At 60.4% G+C, this 17,148-nt stretch carries 20 protein-coding genes; 11 read left to right on the top strand and 9 right to left on the bottom strand.

Annotation, left to right across the window (positions count from 1 at the left end; genetic code table 11):
• Nucleotides 1-72 precede the first annotated feature (72 nt).
• Nucleotides 73-819: a LytR/AlgR family response regulator transcription factor gene (locus ACZ9BB_RS25070; RefSeq protein WP_007899317.1), complete on the bottom strand. Its 747-nt coding sequence runs from the start codon at nucleotides 817-819 to the stop codon at nucleotides 73-75.
• Between the two features lie 462 nt (nucleotides 820-1,281).
• On the opposite strand from ACZ9BB_RS25070, the gene argH reads away from it, so the two are divergent.
• Nucleotides 1,282-2,676 (top strand): argininosuccinate lyase, encoded by a 1,395-nt coding sequence (gene argH, locus ACZ9BB_RS25065; protein ID WP_476217165.1) that lies wholly within the window; start codon nucleotides 1,282-1,284, stop codon nucleotides 2,674-2,676.
• Nucleotides 2,677-2,767: 91 nt separating this feature from the next.
• Here argH and ACZ9BB_RS25060 read toward each other — a convergent pair whose 3' ends face one another.
• Nucleotides 2,768-3,427 carry a glutathione S-transferase family protein gene (locus ACZ9BB_RS25060; protein WP_476217163.1) on the bottom strand — a complete coding sequence of 220 codons (660 nt, stop codon included), beginning with the start codon at nucleotides 3,425-3,427 and terminating at the stop codon, nucleotides 2,768-2,770.
• Nucleotides 3,428-3,552: 125 nt separating this feature from the next.
• On the opposite strand from ACZ9BB_RS25060, the gene ACZ9BB_RS25055 reads away from it, so the two are divergent.
• The 3 genes from ACZ9BB_RS25055 to ACZ9BB_RS25045 all read left to right on the top strand — a co-directional run bounded on the left by ACZ9BB_RS25055 (nucleotide 3,553) and on the right by ACZ9BB_RS25045 (nucleotide 7,451).
• Nucleotides 3,553-3,837: a hypothetical protein gene (locus ACZ9BB_RS25055; RefSeq protein ID WP_218395398.1), complete on the top strand. Its 285-nt coding sequence runs from the start codon at nucleotides 3,553-3,555 to the stop codon at nucleotides 3,835-3,837.
• 315 nt (nucleotides 3,838-4,152) lie between these two features.
• The gene (locus ACZ9BB_RS25050; protein WP_030129110.1) at nucleotides 4,153-4,398 is read left to right on the top strand and encodes a TIGR02647 family protein; all 246 of its coding nucleotides are present in this window, start codon (nucleotides 4,153-4,155) and stop codon (nucleotides 4,396-4,398) included.
• 206 nt (nucleotides 4,399-4,604) lie between these two features.
• Nucleotides 4,605-7,451: a class I adenylate cyclase gene (locus tag ACZ9BB_RS25045; protein WP_476217160.1), complete on the top strand. Its 2,847-nt coding sequence runs from the start codon at nucleotides 4,605-4,607 to the stop codon at nucleotides 7,449-7,451.
• Between the two features lie 6 nt (nucleotides 7,452-7,457).
• Here the strand turns inward: ACZ9BB_RS25045 and rnk are convergent, their stop codons facing one another.
• The 3 genes from rnk to cyaY all read right to left on the bottom strand — a co-directional run bounded on the left by rnk (nucleotide 7,458) and on the right by cyaY (nucleotide 8,712).
• Complete coding sequence (gene rnk / locus ACZ9BB_RS25040; protein ID WP_476217158.1) at nucleotides 7,458-7,868, bottom strand: nucleoside diphosphate kinase regulator; 411 nt, start codon at nucleotides 7,866-7,868, stop codon at nucleotides 7,458-7,460.
• 288 nt (nucleotides 7,869-8,156) lie between these two features.
• On the bottom strand, nucleotides 8,157-8,375 hold the full coding sequence (locus ACZ9BB_RS25035; RefSeq protein ID WP_476217156.1) for a DUF1289 domain-containing protein: 219 nt from the start codon (nucleotides 8,373-8,375) through the stop codon (nucleotides 8,157-8,159).
• A gap of 4 nt (nucleotides 8,376-8,379) precedes the next feature.
• Entirely contained in the window at nucleotides 8,380-8,712 is a 333-nt protein-coding gene (gene cyaY, locus ACZ9BB_RS25030) for an iron donor protein CyaY (RefSeq protein WP_476217154.1), read from the bottom strand.
• Between the two features lie 236 nt (nucleotides 8,713-8,948).
• Between cyaY and lptM the strand changes: the two genes are divergently transcribed.
• Genes lptM through ACZ9BB_RS25000 form a run of 6 tightly spaced genes read left to right on the top strand, consistent with a single transcriptional unit; the run spans nucleotide 8,949 to nucleotide 13,568 of the window.
• A complete protein-coding gene (gene lptM / locus ACZ9BB_RS25025; RefSeq protein ID WP_476217152.1) occupies nucleotides 8,949-9,131 on the top strand; it encodes an LPS translocon maturation chaperone LptM in 183 nt (60 codons plus the stop codon).
• A 9-nt stretch (nucleotides 9,132-9,140) separates the two neighbouring features.
• Nucleotides 9,141-10,388, top strand: a complete 1,248-nt coding sequence (gene lysA, locus ACZ9BB_RS25020) for a diaminopimelate decarboxylase (RefSeq protein WP_476217150.1) — start codon at nucleotides 9,141-9,143, stop codon at nucleotides 10,386-10,388.
• Nucleotides 10,389-10,392: 4 nt separating this feature from the next.
• A complete protein-coding gene (gene dapF / locus ACZ9BB_RS25015; protein WP_476217148.1) occupies nucleotides 10,393-11,223 on the top strand; it encodes a diaminopimelate epimerase in 831 nt (276 codons plus the stop codon).
• A gap of 13 nt (nucleotides 11,224-11,236) precedes the next feature.
• Nucleotides 11,237-11,962 (top strand): DUF484 family protein, encoded by a 726-nt coding sequence (locus tag ACZ9BB_RS25010; RefSeq protein ID WP_476217146.1) that lies wholly within the window; start codon nucleotides 11,237-11,239, stop codon nucleotides 11,960-11,962.
• Between the two features lie 2 nt (nucleotides 11,963-11,964).
• On the top strand, nucleotides 11,965-12,864 hold the full coding sequence (gene xerC / locus ACZ9BB_RS25005; protein WP_476217144.1) for a tyrosine recombinase XerC: 900 nt from the start codon (nucleotides 11,965-11,967) through the stop codon (nucleotides 12,862-12,864).
• Nucleotides 12,861-13,568 carry an HAD family hydrolase gene (locus ACZ9BB_RS25000; RefSeq protein WP_476217143.1) on the top strand — a complete coding sequence of 236 codons (708 nt, stop codon included), beginning with the start codon at nucleotides 12,861-12,863 and terminating at the stop codon, nucleotides 13,566-13,568. Before xerC ends, ACZ9BB_RS25000 begins: the two co-directional genes overlap by 4 nt.
• Before the next feature lie 80 nt (nucleotides 13,569-13,648).
• Here ACZ9BB_RS25000 and sutA read toward each other — a convergent pair whose 3' ends face one another.
• The 4 genes from sutA to glnK all read right to left on the bottom strand — a co-directional run bounded on the left by sutA (nucleotide 13,649) and on the right by glnK (nucleotide 16,427).
• Nucleotides 13,649-13,972 carry a transcriptional regulator SutA gene (gene sutA, locus ACZ9BB_RS24995; RefSeq protein ID WP_476217141.1) on the bottom strand — a complete coding sequence of 108 codons (324 nt, stop codon included), beginning with the start codon at nucleotides 13,970-13,972 and terminating at the stop codon, nucleotides 13,649-13,651.
• A 102-nt stretch (nucleotides 13,973-14,074) separates the two neighbouring features.
• Nucleotides 14,075-14,500: a secondary thiamine-phosphate synthase enzyme YjbQ gene (locus tag ACZ9BB_RS24990; RefSeq protein ID WP_007989493.1), complete on the bottom strand. Its 426-nt coding sequence runs from the start codon at nucleotides 14,498-14,500 to the stop codon at nucleotides 14,075-14,077.
• Nucleotides 14,501-14,715: 215 nt separating this feature from the next.
• Nucleotides 14,716-16,053, bottom strand: coding sequence for an ammonium transporter (locus tag ACZ9BB_RS24985; protein ID WP_476217138.1), 1,338 nt, complete (start codon nucleotides 16,051-16,053; stop codon nucleotides 14,716-14,718).
• Nucleotides 16,054-16,088: 35 nt separating this feature from the next.
• Nucleotides 16,089-16,427: a P-II family nitrogen regulator gene (gene glnK, locus ACZ9BB_RS24980; protein ID WP_002555808.1), complete on the bottom strand. Its 339-nt coding sequence runs from the start codon at nucleotides 16,425-16,427 to the stop codon at nucleotides 16,089-16,091.
• Nucleotides 16,428-16,844: 417 nt separating this feature from the next.
• Here glnK and ACZ9BB_RS24975 point away from each other — a divergent pair, with 417 nt between their 5' ends.
• Nucleotides 16,845-17,105 (top strand): accessory factor UbiK family protein, encoded by a 261-nt coding sequence (locus ACZ9BB_RS24975; protein WP_008007559.1) that lies wholly within the window; start codon nucleotides 16,845-16,847, stop codon nucleotides 17,103-17,105.
• Nucleotides 17,106-17,148 lie beyond the last annotated feature (43 nt).

Genomic DNA, 17,148 nt, shown 5'->3' with positions numbered 1-17,148 from the left:
ATCAGAAACAGCATGGCCTCCCTGGCTCTCAATGTCCGGCAATAGGGTAGAAACCCGCCCTGAAACAGCGGATTAAAGCTGTTGCATCATTTTGCGCACACCGGCCACATGGCGGCGACTGACGATCAGGGCATCGCCGTTCAGACCTTTGAGAAACAGCTGAAAATGCCCCAGAGGCGTGCGTTGCAGCCGTTCGATGCGTTCGCGGGCGACCAGTGCGTTGCGGTGGATCCGCACGAAACGGTCGCCGAATTCGTCTTCGAGGGCCTTGAGTGGCTCATCCAGCAGCACTTCGCCACCTTCATGGCGCAAGGTCACGTACTTGTGGTCGGCAATAAAGTAGACCACTTGCCCCAGCGGGATCAGTTCGATGCCTTTTCGGGTGCGGGCGCTGATGTGGCTGCGTGGACCGCTGCCGGTTTCGGCCGCCGGGCGAGTCAGGGCCGCGAGCTGGACGCGATTGGGTCGTTCGGCTTTCTTCAATGCTTCGTGTAACTGTTCTGTGCGCACTGGCTTCACCAGATAGCCCACGGCGCTGGCCTGTAGGGCTTCCACGGCAAATTCATCGGGCCCTGTGCAAAACACCACGGCAGGCGGGGTCTCGCGTTCGCACAATCGTGCCGCCACTTGCAGGCCATCGAGGCCTGGCATGCGAATATCGAGCAGCACGATATCCGGCTTGTGGCTGTCGATCAGTGCCAACGCCTCCTCGCCATTCGTGGCGCTGGGCTCCAGGACGTTGTATCCCTCGAGTTCGCCGACCATTCGGCTCAGGCGCTCGCGGGCCAAGGGTTCGTCATCAACGATCAGGACATTCATATTGCGCTGGATTCCTGCGTGAGTCTCGCACAAGGATAGCGTAGACAGGTGAAGTGACGTCCGTCACCGCGATCCACGCTAAGACTAGCGCGAGGGCCAAAAAGTGCCGCGAGACCGGCGGCTAAATTTTTATCTGCCGGGTGACTGACGGCCCAGGCCTGCGTTGGCGAGGCATCGCCGTCGTGTTTGCCGATACACAATATGAACACCCCTCTTCTCTCTATAGTCAGCTGCAGCATCGAGAAGTGCGCTGATCCTCTGTCCAACTGTAGACGGTTGCCGGGACGATATTGCTCAAATGAAAAATATCGTTGCGCAATTTCCACAAGGTTTGCTTTCGAGCAAGGAACGCGCCACGAGAAAAAAACCTGTCGACCAGTGTCAGCGACAGGATTGGCAACCCTGTTATTATCCGCGATAGCTTTTCAAAGCTACCTTTCTTCAGCCGATACGAGCGAATTCATGAGCACTGACAAGACCAATCAGTCCTGGGGCGGCCGCTTCAGTGAACCCGTCGACGCCTTCGTCGCCCGCTTCACCGCCTCCGTCACCTTCGACCAGCGCCTGTATCGCCACGACATCATGGGCTCGATCGCCCACGCCACCATGCTGGCCAAGGTCGGCGTGCTGACCGATGCCGAGCGCGACAGCATCATCGATGGCCTGAAGACCATCCAGGGTGAAATCGAGGCTGGCCAGTTCGACTGGCGCATCGACCTCGAAGACGTGCACATGAACATCGAGGCGCGTCTGACCGACCGCATCGGCGTGACCGGTAAAAAACTGCACACCGGCCGCAGCCGTAACGACCAGGTCGCCACCGACATCCGCCTGTGGCTGCGTGACGAGATCGACCTGATCCTGGGCGAAATCACCCGCCTGCAAAAAGGCTTGCTGGAACAGGCCGAGCGCGAAGCGGGCAGCATCATGCCGGGCTTCACTCACCTGCAAACCGCGCAGCCGGTGACCTTCGGGCACCACATGCTGGCCTGGTTCGAAATGCTCAGCCGCGACTACGAGCGTCTGGTGGATTGCCGCAAGCGCACCAACCGCATGCCGTTGGGCAGCGCCGCACTGGCCGGCACCACGTACCCGATCGACCGCGAATACACCGCTCAACTGCTGGGCTTCGACGCGGTTGGCGGCAACTCGCTGGACAACGTCTCCGATCGTGACTTCGCCATCGAGTTCTGCTCGGCCGCGAGCATCGCGATGATGCACTTGTCGCGGTTCTCCGAAGAGCTGGTGCTGTGGACCAGCGCGCAGTTCCAGTTCATCGATCTGCCGGACCGTTTCTGCACCGGCAGCTCGATCATGCCGCAAAAGAAAAACCCGGACGTGCCGGAGCTGGTTCGCGGCAAGACTGGCCGGGTGTTCGGCGCACTGATGGGCCTGCTGACCCTGATGAAAGGCCAGCCGTTGGCCTACAACAAGGACAACCAGGAAGACAAGGAACCGCTGTTCGACGCCGCCGACACCCTGCGCGACTCGCTGCGGGCCTTTGCCGACATGATCCCGGCGATCAAGCCCAAGCACGCCATGATGCGCGAAGCGGCCCTGCGCGGTTTCTCCACCGCCACTGACCTGGCTGACTACCTGGTGCGCCGTGGCCTGCCGTTCCGTGATTGCCACGAGATCGTCGGCCATGCGGTGAAGTATGGCGTGGACACCGGCAAGGATCTGGCGGAAATGAGCCTGGAAGAACTGCGCAAGTTCAGCGACCAGATCGAGCAAGACGTATTTGCTGTGCTGACCCTGGAAGGTTCGGTGAATGCCCGTGACCATATCGGCGGGACGGCACCGGCGCAGGTCAAGAAAGCCGTCGCTCGCGGCCAGGCATTGCTCGCCAGCCGTTAAAAGCTTCGCGGGCAAGCCTCGCTCCTACAGACCGAGTGTCCCTGTAGGAGCGAGGCTTGCCCACGAAGGCATTCTCAAGATCGTTACACATCTATTTTTTGGACGCGATCATCTCCAGAAACGCAGGCATCGACGCGTCCTTGTCCTTTGCGATCCGCTGCACATGCGGGTTCTGCCCCAGACGCTCCAGCAGCGCCCTGGCCGCCGGCATCCCGGCCAACAGATCGATATCGAACAGTTTCTGCGCCACGGCACAGGCCATCGGCACGCTGTACAGGAAGTACAAATCCGCAATGCTGAGACTGTCGCCCGCTACGTAAGGGGCGAACTTGCCATGCCTGCCCAGCGAGGCGACCCCCAGCAGCAGCTCGGCCTTGGTCTTGTCCTTGATCGCCTCCGGCACAGACATGCCGAAAAACGCTTCGGGGTAGCAGGCGCGCGCCGGCAGTTCGATGTACAACTCGATTTCCTTGGCCAACGCCAGCGCCTGCGCTCGCTCGAAGGGCTCGCTGGGCAGCAGCGGCGTGCCTTTCTGGCTCTGCTCGAGGTACTCGAGAATCACGCTGGTTTCGTTGATGAAACCTCGTTCGACGCCCAGTACAGGAATCTTGCCGCGCGGGCTGATGGCCAGTGCCTCGGGGCTGGTGCTTGGGTAAAACGGCACTTCTTCAAACGGCAGTCCCTTCTCCAGCAACGCCAGCTTGACCATGTTGTAGTAGTTGCTGACGCAAAATCCATAAAGCTTGAGCATTACATAGCCTCCAGGCCGTGCAGGGGGTTGGCAGCGCCAGTTATAGAACGCCCGGGCACTTCTTGCCAGCAGCATCACAACGTTGAATGCAGGTAAACTGGCCGCCTTAACTTGAGGAGCCTGCCATGAGCGAGCCAACTGATATCGAGATCGACGAAGAAGAGTTCGCCGAAAATACCCTGATCGAAGCCATCGAAAACCAGATCGAAAGCGACAACCCGCCGGCGGCCAAGGCGACCTTCAACAAGCTGACCCTGGTTGGTTACGAGCGTGATGAAATCCTCAACCTGATGGCCCACGTGCTGGCGGTGGAAATCGACGCGATCCTCGAAGAAGACCGCGCGTTCAACACCGAATGGTACGAAGCTGCGCTGCGCGCGCTGCCAGAGTTGCCGCCAGAAAAGAAATAACCCCACCCCTGTCACGGGGCTTTTGTGGTCAGGGGCTTGCCTGTGGCGAGGGAGCTTGCTCCCGTTGGGTCGCAAAGCGGCCCCAAAAGCTTTGCGACTGCTACGCAGCCGAACGGGAGCAAGCTCCCTCGCCACAAAAGCCCGCCTCCACATAGACATAGATTGTCCCCCATCAGTACCGCCTTGCCCCAGACGCTGACTAAACTGGAAACCACCCCGAGGCGAAAAAACCCTGTTACGAGCACTGGACATGCTGCGCGAGTGGGATCACCTTAGGGGCGCTATCGTCCAATTCCTAGAAAGTCTGGAGTCCTTATGTCGCTTACCCCTGAGTTGGTTGCCGAACTGGAAATCCTCGCACTCTTCAACCTGGACAGTTCCCAGGAAGGTTTGAAAATTCATCAGACCGCTGCCCCGAAAGCCATTGCCGCTGCCCAAAGACTGTTCGACAAAGAATTGATCACTCAACCCGACGGCGGTTACCTGACCAGCCTCGGTCGTGACGCCGCGCAAAATGTGCAAACCGTTCTAACCATTCTGTCCGTCCAGGAAACAGCCTGAGCATCAGCGCCTCGCCCACGGAAAGCTCTGTCACGGGATTTCCGCGGGCACACTTGATTGCCGGCCCCGTACCTGCTGTCGCCCAGTGATAGATATCTGACGCCAGACAAGCAAAATCAGCCTGAAAGTCCCGGGGCCGAGGCGCTAAACTGCCCCTCATCCTGAGCCCTCCCACGTCCGAGCCCCGCGAGCCGGATTGAGCTGACATGACCCGCACCCATGAAATCCGCCCCGATCTGGACGAGGGAATCGACCGCAAGGTTCTCAGCCAGCTGCGCGCCCGTTTTCTGAAACTCAACGAGGGCCGCATGGCCCGTGCCATGGAAGGGTTGTCGACCCGCCAGCAAACGGTGCTGACCCTGCTGCCGCTGTTTTTCCACGTTAATCATCCGCTATTGCCGGGTTACGTTTCGGGTAGTACCCCGGCCGGGCTGTCGAATTTCGAGCCTGACGCCAGCACCCTTACCGAAGCCCAGCGCCTGACCCGCTCGTTTTCCTACAAGCCACGCCACGGCAGCAATCCACCGCGCCCGATTCACGGCCTGTTCCTGATGGGCAGCCTCGGCACGCTGGCCCAGGCCGATCAGAGCGACATGGACGTGTGGGTCTGCCACGGGTCGGACTTGAGCGAAAGCGAACTCAGCGAGCTGCGCAAGAAATGCCAGTTGCTTGAAATGTGGGCCGCCAGCCAGGGCGCCGAGGCGCATTTTTTCCTGATCGACCCGGCCCGTTTCGTACTCGGCGAGCGCGATACGCAGTTGAGTTCAGAAGACTGCGGCACTACCCAGCACTATTTGCTGCTGGACGAGTTCTACCGCACCGCGATCTGGCTGGCCGGCCGCACCCCTATCTGGTGGCTGGTGCCAGTTTACGAAGAGGCCGCCTACGACCGTTACACCCACACGCTGCTTTCCAAGCGCTTCATCCGTGCCGACGAAACCCTGGACCTGGGGCATCTGGCGTATATCCCGCCCGGGGAATTCATCGGTGCCGGGCTCTGGCAGTTGTTCAAAGGCATCGAGTCACCGTACAAGTCGGTGCTCAAACTGCTGCTGACCGAGGTGTACGCCAGCGAACACCCCAAGGTCCGCTGCCTGAGCCTGCGTTTCAAGCAAGCGGTGTTTGCCAATCAACTGGACCTTGATGAGCTTGACCCGTACATGGTGGTTTACCGGCGCATCGAGGAGTACCTCACCGCCCGGGGCGAACCAGAGCGGCTTGAGCTGGTACGTCGCGCGTTGTACCTGAAGGTCAATCGCAAACTCACCGGCAGCAGCGGTCGCACCCAGAGCTGGCAGCGCTCGTTGCTCGAACGCCTGGCCCACGAATGGCAGTGGGATCAGCGTCAGCTCGCGTTGCTCGACAGTCGCAGCCAGTGGAAAGTCCGCCAGGTCAGCGCCGAACGCCGGGCCTTGGTCGGCGAACTGAATTACAGCTACCGCTTCCTCACACAGTTTGCCCGCAACGAGCAAACCGTCAGCCTGATCAACAAACGCGATCTCAATGTGTTGGGTCGGCGGTTATACGCAGCCTTCGAGCGCAAGGCCGACAAGGTCGAATGCATCAACCCGGGCATTGCCCCCGACCTGGCCGAAGACACGCTGACGCTGGTGCAGGCGCCGAACAAGAAAGAACCGGGGCAAACCCAATGGGGTTTGTACAATGGCAGCCTGACCGCCCACGAGTGGGAGCATTTCGCGCCGATCAAGCGCAGCCGCCAGTTACTCGAACTGCTCACCTGGTGCCACCGCAACGGCGTGATCGACAGCAGCACCCGCCTGGCCCTGCACCCCGGCACCAGCGACTTGAGCGAGTTCGAACTGTTCAACCTGCTCGGCAGCCTGCAACAAAGCATCGCCCTGCCCCTGACCACCGTCGCCGAAGAGCCTTTGCTACGCGCCAGCGTGCCGAGCGAAGTGTTGATTCTGGTGAACGTCGGCATCGACCCGCTCAAACACCATCGCGACCTGAACATCCTGATGACCACCGAACGCACCGACTCCCTGAGCTATGCCGGCGTGCGGGAAAACCTGGTGCTGACCCTGGACCAGATCACGCTCAATAGCTGGAATGAGGTACTCGTCAGCCGTTTTGACGGCCCCCACGCCCTGCTCGATTGCCTGCGCGACTACCTCAATAACCTGCCAACCGGGCCACAACAGCCCAAGCTGCGGGTGCGTTGCTTCTGCCACAACCGCGCGCAATTCATTGCCCGACGCGTCGAAGAAGTCCTCGACACCGCGCAGAACCTGCTGCTGAGCAAGCTCAATCATCGTTATTTGATTCAGGTCCAACAGCATTACCACGTGCTGGAGCTGGTGCCCGGCCAGGTCAATCACGTTGCATTGGCTACGTTGCCGGCGCTGTTCGACTATCTCGCAGAAGAACGGGTGAGTTACAGCCCGTTGCACCTGGACCCTATGGCGCTGGAAGACCATGACCTGGCGCTGATCCTGCCCATGGGGCAACCCGACTGCGTTCAGGTGTTCTACCGGATTAACGAACACCAGGCCGACCTGTACGTACTGGATGAGTTCAATGCCCTTTGGCAGCAACGCTTGCCCTATCACGACGAGCAAAGCCTGCTGGTGCCACTGCAACGCTTCCTGCAATCGATTCAGTACCGGCGCGATGCCTTGCTGCCGATGGACACCTCTCAGCCGCTGAGTCTGGACACTTTGTATTACCAGTTGTTGCCTTCGGGCCCCTTGCGGGCACGTCGGGTCGAAGCTCGGCTGGCGCCGCAAACCCCGGTCAACAAACCGTTCTATGACGTGCAGGCGATCGTCGGCAAAGCCGCACCGGGGCAGGTGCAGGTCACGTTGTATTGCAATCAGCGGGAATTTTCAGAACTGGAACATGGCGGTCAGCTGTTCAGCGTGGTCGCCCGGGAAATCGTCGAGCAGCGCCGCGAGACTGAACGCTATCGCTGCTACATCACCGACCTGGACCTGTCGGGCCTGCTCGGTGATGGCCAGAGTTCAAGCAATCTGTATCTGCGTTACAAGGCCGACCTGGAGCGCGCATTGAACGAGGCGCTCGAGCAGGTCTGAGGGGTTTTATTCCGGGAAGTCGCCGCCATGGGCTGGCTGTGATTCGACTTCCAGCAGGGTCAGTTTGAGGGTCTTGCCGCCCGGTGCCGGCCAGTCGATGTGCTGGCCGACTTTCAGGCCCAGCAAAGCACTGCCCACCGGCGCCAGAATGGAAATCCGGCCTTCATCGGCGTTGGCATCCTTGGGGTAAACCAGGGTCAGGTGATAGTCCTTGCCACTGCTCTCTTCACGGCAATGCACACGGGAATTCATGGTCACGACATCGGCGGGCACTTCCTCGTGACCGACCAGGGTATCAGCGCGATCCAGCTCGGTTTGCAGCGCGATAACGCCCGGCAGCGTGTCATCCAGGCTGTCGATCAGGCGCTCCAGACGTTGTACGTCCAGACGGGTAAGGGTGATGGAAGGTGCGGTCATGATCAGGGCAGACTCCTTTCTTCTGCACGAAAAAAGCAAAACCCCGCCAGAAAAAGGCGGGGTTTTCACGAGCCTCGATGGGTTGAGGCGTATCTGGACACTATCACAGCTCAATAAATAAACAAGTGAGGCCCAACACCGCCCATTCCGGCTTATCGGGAAACCCTGTGGCGAGGGGGCTTGCCCCCGTTCGGCTGCGCAGCAGTCGTGAGCTTTTTGGGGCCGCTTCGCGACCCAACGGGGGCAAGCCCCCTCGCCACAAAAAAGCGCCGTTACCCAATAGAGTGATCAGACCGCAGATTTTCGCTGAACAGCCTGCGCACAGATCACCCGCCGCCGCTCATCATCGGCCGAGCGCCATTCGCGGATGTCTTCGACATGGCGGAAACACCCCAGGCAGACCTTCTGCTCATCCAGCCGGCACACACCGCTGCACGGCGAAGGCACCGCCGGGCTGACGTTGCTGTAAAGCGGCTTGGGCGCACGAACCGGTGCAGGCTGGGTCACGATTTCACAGACCTTCGAAATCGAGTTCGACGTCGGCTTGCTGCTTGACGATGCGCTCGAGCATTTCGCCCAGTTGCTCTTCGCTCTTGTCGCACATCCAGCGTTCACTCTCTTCGTCGTAGTCGAAGTGGAAGCCGCCGGACACCGCCGCCAGCCACAGCTGCCGCAACGGTTCCTGGCGACTGAAGATCAGCGCGGTGCCGTTTTCGAACTTGACGGTGAGCACACCGGCCGAGCTCTCCAGATCGATATCCAGGTCACACTCGTCAAAAATATCCTCCAGCGTCTGCTGGGTGGCATCGACCAGATCGTGGAAACGGGCTTCGGTCAAACTCATTGCGGGAACCTCAAAAAGTGTCTACTCACGCTCAAGCGCCGCAAGATACGGGCGAGCCCCGGTGATTGCAAAGGATAACGACCAAGCACCGATATAGGTACACCTGTGGGAACGGGCTTGCACCTCGCCGGACAACATCCGGCGAAGGCCCGCCGGACGGGAGCCGCGTCGCATAGGCAAGCTGCCGGGTGGCCGGTATACTCCGGCGCAATTAACGCTTTTTCAAGGATTTCGCCATGAAGCGCCTGATCTCTTCCCTTGCTGCGCTCACTTCGCTCGTCGCTTTTACCTGCCTGTTATCGGCCTGCGGTCAAAAAGGCCCGCTGTACCTGCCCGATGAAAATCAGGATCCTGCAGAGCAAGCCCAATCGTCGCAGCAGTCTCCGTCGAAAGCCCACAAGCACGACGTCTACCAATAAGGGAACGCCATGGACGCTTTTAACTACCGTGACGGTGAGCTGTTCGCGGAAGGTGTTGCCCTGTCCGCCATCGCCGAGCGCTTTGGTACACCGACTTACGTCTACTCCCGTGCCCACATCGAGGCCCAGTACCGGGCTTACGCCGATGCCCTGGCCGGCGTGCCACATCTGGTCTGCTTTGCGGTCAAGGCCAACTCCAACCTGGGTGTACTGAATGTCCTGGCGCGTCTGGGCGCCGGTTTCGACATCGTCTCCCGTGGCGAGCTGGAACGTGTGCTGGCCGCTGGCGGCAGCGCCGACAAGATCGTGTTCTCCGGTGTCGGCAAGACTCGTGACGACATGCGTCGAGCACTGGAAGTCGGCGTGCATTGCTTCAACGTCGAGTCCACCGACGAGCTCGAGCGCCTGCAAGTGGTCGCTGCCGAGCTGGGCGTTCGCGCGCCGATCTCGTTGCGCGTCAACCCGGACGTCGATGCCGGTACCCACCCGTACATCTCCACCGGTCTCAAGGAAAACAAGTTCGGCATCGCCATTGCCGACGCCGAAGACGTGTACATCCGCGCCGCGCAACTGCCTAACCTGGAAGTACTCGGCGTCGATTGCCACATCGGCTCGCAACTGACCACCCTGCCGCCATTCCTCGACGCCCTCGATCGCCTGCTGGGCCTGATCGACCGTCTCGGCGAGTGCGGCATATACCTGCGCCACATCGACCTCGGTGGCGGCGTCGGCGTGCGTTATCGCGATGAAGAGCCGCCATTGGCTGCCGACTACATCAAAGCCGTGCGCGAGCGCTGCGAAGGCCGCGAACTGGCGCTGGTGTTCGAACCGGGCCGCTTCGTCGTCGCCAACGCCGGCGTGCTGCTGACCCAGGTCGAGTACCTCAAGCACACCGAACACAAAGACTTCGCCATCGTCGACGCGGCCATGAACGACCTGATCCGCCCTGCGCTATACCAGGCCTGGATGGACGTCACCGCCGTGCGCCCGCGCAACAGCGCCGCTCGCGCCTACGACATCGTCGGCCCGATCTGCGAAACCGGCGACTTCCTGGCCAAGGATCGTCAACTGGCCCTGGAAGAAGGCGATCTGCTGGCTGTGCATTCGGCCGGTGCCTACGGGTTTGTCATGAGTTCCAACTACAACACCCGCGGCCGTGCCGCTGAAGTGTTGGTGGACGGTGATCAGGCATTTGAAGTGCGTCGCCGTGAGACGGTAGCCGAGTTGTTTGCTGGCGAAAGCCTGCTGCCGGAGTAAAACCATGCTGCTGCGTTTTACCAAGATGCACGGCTTGGGCAATGACTTCATGGTTCTCGACCTGGTCAGCCAGCACGCGCACATCCTGCCCAAGCACGCCAAGCAATGGGGTGATCGGCACACCGGCATCGGGTTCGACCAGTTGCTGATCGTCGAGGCACCCAGTAATCCGGACGTGGATTTCCGCTATCGGATCTTCAACGCCGACGGCTCCGAAGTAGAACAGTGCGGCAACGGTGCGCGCTGCTTCGCCCGTTTCGTGCTCGACAAACGCCTGACCGCCAAGCGGCAGATTCGCGTCGAGACCAAAAGCGGCATTATCGAACTGGACATCCGCAGCGATGGCCAGATCAGCGTCAACATGGGCGCCCCGCGCCTGGTGCCGGCCGAAATTCCATTCGACGCGCCTGCGCAGGCCTCCAGCTATCAGGTCGACGTCGACGGCACCACGGTCGAACTGGCCGCTGTGTCCATGGGCAACCCCCATGCCGTGCTGCGGGTCAGCGACATCAACAACGCACCGGTGCATGAACTGGGGCCGAAAATCGAACATCACCCGCGCTTCCCGGCACGGGTCAATGTCGGTTTTCTCCAGGTCATCGACCGGAGCCGCGCGCAGTTGCGCGTCTGGGAACGCGGCACCGGGGAAACCCAGGCGTGCGGAACCGGCGCTTGTGCTGCCGCAGTGGCCGCGATCAGCCAGGGGTGGATGGATTCGCCGCTATTGATCGACCTGCCCGGCGGGCGTCTGTCCATTGAATGGGCAGGCCCTGGCCAACCGGTCATGATGACTGGCCCGGCAGTGCGCGTATACGAAGGACAAGTGCGTCTTTGAGTGAGCGAAATCCATGACCGACAAGCCTCAGGTTCCCGCCCTACAGCCCGACGAATCCCCTTCCGAAAGCCTTGAGGCGGCGGCGATTGCCGCGTACCTGGAGGCTCATCCGGATTTCTTCATCGAGCACGAAGAACTGCTCCCGGCCCTGCGCATTCCGCATCAGCGTGGCGACACCATTTCGCTGGTCGAACGCCAGATGGCTATTCTGCGCGACCGCAACATCGAGTTGCGTCATCGCCTCTCGCACTTGATGGACGTGGCCCGGGACAACGACCGTCTCTTCGATAAAACCCGTCGCCTGATTCTCGCGCTGATGGACGCCAGCAGCCTGGAAGACGTGGTGATCAGCGTCGAAGACAGCCTGCGCCAGGACTTCCAGGTGCCTTTTGTCAGCCTGATCCTGTTGGGCGACAACCCGATGCCGGTGGGTCGCTGGGTGACCCATGCCGACGCGCAAACAGCCATCGGCGGCTTGCTCTCGGAAGACAAAAGCGTCAGCGGCAGCCTGCGAGAGCATGAACTGGACTTCCTGTTCGGCGAAGAACAACGCAAGCAGATCGGTTCCACCGCCGTCGTCGCCATCAGCCACCAGGGCATCCATGGTGTTCTGGCCATCGCCAGCCGCGATCCGCAGCACTACAAGAGCTCGGTGGGCACGCTGTTCTTGAGCTACATCGCCGAAGTCATGGGCCGCGTGCTGCCACGGGTCAACAGCTCCCTGCGATCGGTACGCTGACCATGGAACGACAGCTGGACGCTTACTGCGAACACCTGCGCAGTGAGCGGCAGGTGTCGCCGCACACGCTGTACGCCTACCGCCGCGACCTCGATAAAGTGTTGGGCTGGTGCGAAAAACAGAACATCAGCAGTTGGGCCGCGCTGGATATCCAGCGCCTGCGCAGCCTGATCGCTCGCCTGCATGCCCAAGGTCAATCGTCCCGCAGCCTGGCGCGCCTGCTCTCGGCGGTGCGCGGGCTTTATCACTACCTGAACCGCGAAGGTCTGTGCGACCACGACCCGGCCAACGGCCTGGCACCACCCAAGGGCGAACGCCGCCTGCCGAAAACCCTCGACACCGACCGCGCGCTGCAACTGCTTGAGGGCGCTGTGGAGGATGATTTTCTGGCGCGTCGGGATCAGGCGATTCTGGAGCTGTTCTACTCCTCCGGCTTGCGCCTTTCCGAGCTGACCGGGCTCAACCTTGATCAACTGGACCTGGCTGACGGCATGGTCCAGGTGCTCGGCAAGGGCAGCAAGACGCGACTGCTGCCGGTCGGTAAAAAGGCTCGCGAAGCGCTGGAGCTGTGGCTGCCGTTGCGGGCAATGACCAACCCGACGGACGATGCAGTGTTTGTCAGCCAGCAAGGCCGGCGTCTTGGCCCTCGGACGATTCAGCTGCGGGTCAAGGCCGCCGGCGAACGCGAGCTGGGACAGAACCTGCACCCGCACATGTTGCGACACTCCTTCGCCAGCCACTTGCTGGAATCCTCTCAGGATTTGCGCGCGGTGCAGGAACTGCTCGGCCACTCAGACATCAAGACCACCCAGATCTATACCCACCTGGATTTCCAGCACCTGGCAACGGTCTACGACAGCGCCCATCCACGGGCCAAACGCATTAAAGGCGATGATTCATGACCATCCAATTGATCACCTTCGACCTCGACGACACTTTGTGGGACACCGCCCCGGTGATCGCCAGCGCCGAAGTCGTATTGCGTGAATGGCTGACCGAGCATGCACCGAACCTGGGCGCGGTGCCGGTGGAGCATTTGTGGTCGATTCGCGAGCGGGTGTTGAGCAACGAGCCGAGCCTCAAGCACCGTATCAGCGCGTTGCGTCGGCGGGTTCTTTTTCATGCTTTGGAAGAGGCTGGTTACGACCATGGTCAAGCCTCAGACCTGGCTGATCAAAGTTTTGAAGTGTTTCTGCATGCCCGGCATCAACTGGAAGTATTCCCCGAAGTCGAGCCGACGCTGGAGACGCTGGCCAAGCACTATGCCCTCGGTGTAGTGACCAACGGCAACGCCGATGTGCGCCGACTGGGCCTGGCGGACTACTTCAAATTTGCCCTGTGCGCCGAAGACATCGGCATCGCCAAGCCCGATGCGCGACTGTTTCATGAAGCGTTGCGCCGTGGCGGTGCGACCGCCGAAACCGCGGTGCATATCGGCGACCATCCCGGCGACGACATCGCCGGTGCCCAGCAGGCGGGGTTGCGAGCGATCTGGTTTAACCCAGCGTGCAAAGTGTGGGAAGCCCAGAAGGTGCCGGATGCCGAGATTCGCAGTCTGACCGAGTTACCTGGGTTGTTGGCCCGCTGGAATTCAGCCGATATTTGAGGTGCTGCGATCTTTTGATTTTCGCCCATGAAAAAGCCCGCAGCGACGGCGGGCTTTTTCAGCAAGCAAGAAGCAGGCGCTTAGATAGGCCGGCTGCCGTACTTGTTATCAGGTTTCTTGGGAGGATCGGCGACCACATTGGCCTCCACTTCCTGCACCTTGCCACCCCGTGCCAGAAACTCTTCCATGGCCTTGGCCAGGGCATCGCGTTCCTTGTTCTTGGCTTCGACGCTCGGCAGCTCATCGACCGATACCGCAGCCTTGGCCTTACCTTTGGCAGTTGGAACGGGCACATCACCGCTGTCGTCTTCAGCGACATCTTCTGCCGCCGCTTCAAGGCCTTCTTCGGTTTCGTCGTCGTCGCCTACTTCGAGGTCGTCGTTTTCCAGATCATCGTCGCTCATGTTCTACCTCATGACTTGCGAAAAGCAGATTAGTTATAGCCCAGCTTTGCCCTCTGTCGAAGGCTGCCGGAAAAAAATCAACCACCGCTGGTGACCAGCGGTTTATGCCCCTTCACCGTGCACGGTGGCGAGGACTTTACGGGCACCGCCATGATCACGGTGCTCGCCCAGATAAACGCCTTGCCAGGTCCCCAACGCCAACCGGCCTGCCGAGATCGGCAAACTGAGCTGACAGCCAAGCACGCTGGCCTTGAAGTGCGCCGGGAGGTCGTCCAGGCCTTCGTCGTTATGCTCATAGCCGTCTGTTCCTTGTGGGATCAGACGATTGAAAAATCGTTCGAAGTCGCGACGTACCGCCGGATCGGCGTTCTCGTTGATAGTCAACGACGCCGAGGTATGCTGTAGCCACAAATGCAACAGACCGACCCGACATGCCTTGAGTTCAGGCAAGCCGGCGAGTAACTCGTCCGTTACCAGATGAAAGCCCCGGGGCCGTGCCCGCAGGGTAATCAGAGTCTGTTGCCACATACAGTTCTCCGCACGTTCGGGGCGCATTCTAGCGCGCTCTGGGAAAAAACAAAGGCCCTAATATTCCTTCAATCGTGTAAGCCATTGGCCGCAGAAAAACGCCCGTCGTAAACGCGCCGGAACCTGTGTGAAAAAACCTTTCAGCCCTTCCTTCACTGACAAATTCCAGACAAAAAAATGCCCGGCAAGCCGGGCATTTTTTTATGCGCGCGTGCTTACAAGTTGTAGCCGCGTTCGTTGTGAAGCGCCAGATCGATACCGACTGCCTCTTCTTCCTCAGTGATACGCAGCCCCATGACGGCGTCCAGGACCTTGAGAATGATGAAGGTGACGATCGCGGTGTAGATCACCGTGAAGCCCACGCCTTTGCACTGAATCCAGACTTGGGCCGCGATGTCGGTGACAGTACCGAAACCGCCCAGCGACGGTGCCGCGAACACACCGGTCAGGATCGCGCCGAGGATACCGCCGATACCGTGCACGCCGAAGGCATCCAGGGAGTCGTCATAACCGAGTTTGCGTTTCAGGGTGGTGGCGCAGAAGAAGCACACCACGCCCGCCGCCAGACCGATCACCAGTGCACCCATCGGGCCCACGGTGCCTGCCGCCGGAGTGATTGCAACCAGACCGGCCACCACACCCGAAGCAATACCCAGTGCGCTTGGCTTGCCGTGGGTGATCCACTCGGCAAACATCCAGCCCAGCGCCGCAGCAGCGGTAGCGATCTGGGTCACCAGCATCGCCATGCCCGCAGTGCCGTTGGCGGCGGCAGCAGAACCGGCGTTGAAACCGAACCAGCCGACCCACAACATCGCAGCACCCATCAGGGTGTAGCCGAGGTTGTGCGGAGCCATCGGGGTAGTCGGGAAACCTTTACGCTTGCCCAGCACCAGGCAGGCAATCAGACCGGCCACACCGGCGTTGATGTGCACCACGGTGCCGCCCGCGAAGTCCAGCACGCCCCAGTCCCACAATAGACCGCCGTTACCGGACCAGACCATGTGCGCGATCGGTGCATAAACCAGGGTGAACCAGATGCCCATGAACACCAGCATGGCGGAGAACTTCATCCGCTCGGCGAAGGCGCCGACGATCAGCGCCGGGGTAATGATGGCGAAGGTCATCTGGAAGGTGACGAACACCGCCTCAGGGAACAGCGCCGCAGGCCCGGTCAGACTCGCAGGCGTGATACCGGCGAGGAAGGCCTTGTTCAGACTCCCGAAGAACGAGTTGAAATTGATGACGCCCTGTTCCATGCCGGTGGTGTCGAACGCGACGCTGTAGCCATAAATGACCCACAGAATGCTGATCAGACCGGTAATGGCGAAGCACTGCATCATCACGGAAAGAAGGTTTTTGGAGCGAACCATGCCGCCGTAGAACAGCGCGAGGCCGGGAATGGTCATGAACAGCACCAGGGCTGTCGAGGTCATCATCCAGGCGGTGTCGCCGGAGTTGAGGACTGGGGCCGCCACTTCGTCTGCCGCCATGGCCAGGCCGGGCATTACGAGGGACAACAGGGCTCCTAGCCCTGCGATTTTACGCAGAGTCATATTGTTTTCTCCTGGGGCGTTGGGTTTGTGGCGGCTTAGATTGCGTCGGTATCGGTTTCGCCGGTACGGATGCGAATCGCCTGTTCCAGATTGACCACGAAGATCTTGCCGTCACCGATCTTGCCGGTGTTGGCGGCCTTGGTTATCGCCTCGATAACCCGGTCCAGATCCTTGTCGTCAATGGCGACATCGATCTTCACCTTGGGCAGAAAATCGACCACGTACTCCGCGCCGCGATACAGCTCGGTGTGACCCTTCTGCCGACCGAAGCCTTTGACTTCAGTAACGGTAATGCCCTGCACGCCGATCTCGGACAGCGACTCGCGCACGTCGTCCAGTTTGAACGGCTTGATGATGGCAGTGACTAGCTTCATGAAAACTCTCTCCCGAATTGGTGGACTTGCCCCAGGAAAACAAACCCGACTCAAGTCTAAGCGCAGTGCCTGGCTTTGTAACGCATCGTTCGGCCTTACCTGCCCGTCCGACGCCAGCTAACCACTCCGCACGAAACTTCCCCCGTTCCGCTTGGCGCACTGCATTCGTCACAGCGACTGCATCAGTGCATGGGTCACCAGCGACTAAGCAGAAAGCTTGCCATCTATCCAAAACCCATTGATTTCAAGCCCTTGGCCGCTGCCGCAGGCCCCTCCAGCCGATTGACGCAACGGTTACGCACAACAACAGTGCGCGGCCATCCACTCGCATGCGCGAAAAGCGTGCATCGCAGCCGCCGAGATTGACTATAGACACTGCGTGATACACTGCCCGCCATTGTTGACAGGACATTTCCCATGCTCGCGCCAAAAGACTTCCTCGACGCCCTGAGCGGCACCGCCTCCCGCCTCTTCAGCGGCGATACTCCACTGCCAAAAAGCGAAATCGAAAGCCAGTTCAAAGCGCTGCTGCAGAGCGGCTTCAGCAAGCTGGATCTGGTGAGCCGTGAAGAATTCGATAGCCAGATGGTCGTGCTGGCACGCACCCGCGCACGGTTGGAGAGCCTTGAGGCGAAAGTGGCGGAGCTGGAAGCGAAGCTCAATCCACCGACCGAGTAACCCCACCAATCCCCTTTGACAATGGGGTCTATGTGGGAGATTC

This window comes from Pseudomonas sp. TE3552 (genome assembly GCF_056278945.1).
The sequence above is the reverse complement of the archived record's forward strand: the minus strand, read 5'-3'. Positions and strand labels throughout refer to the sequence as shown.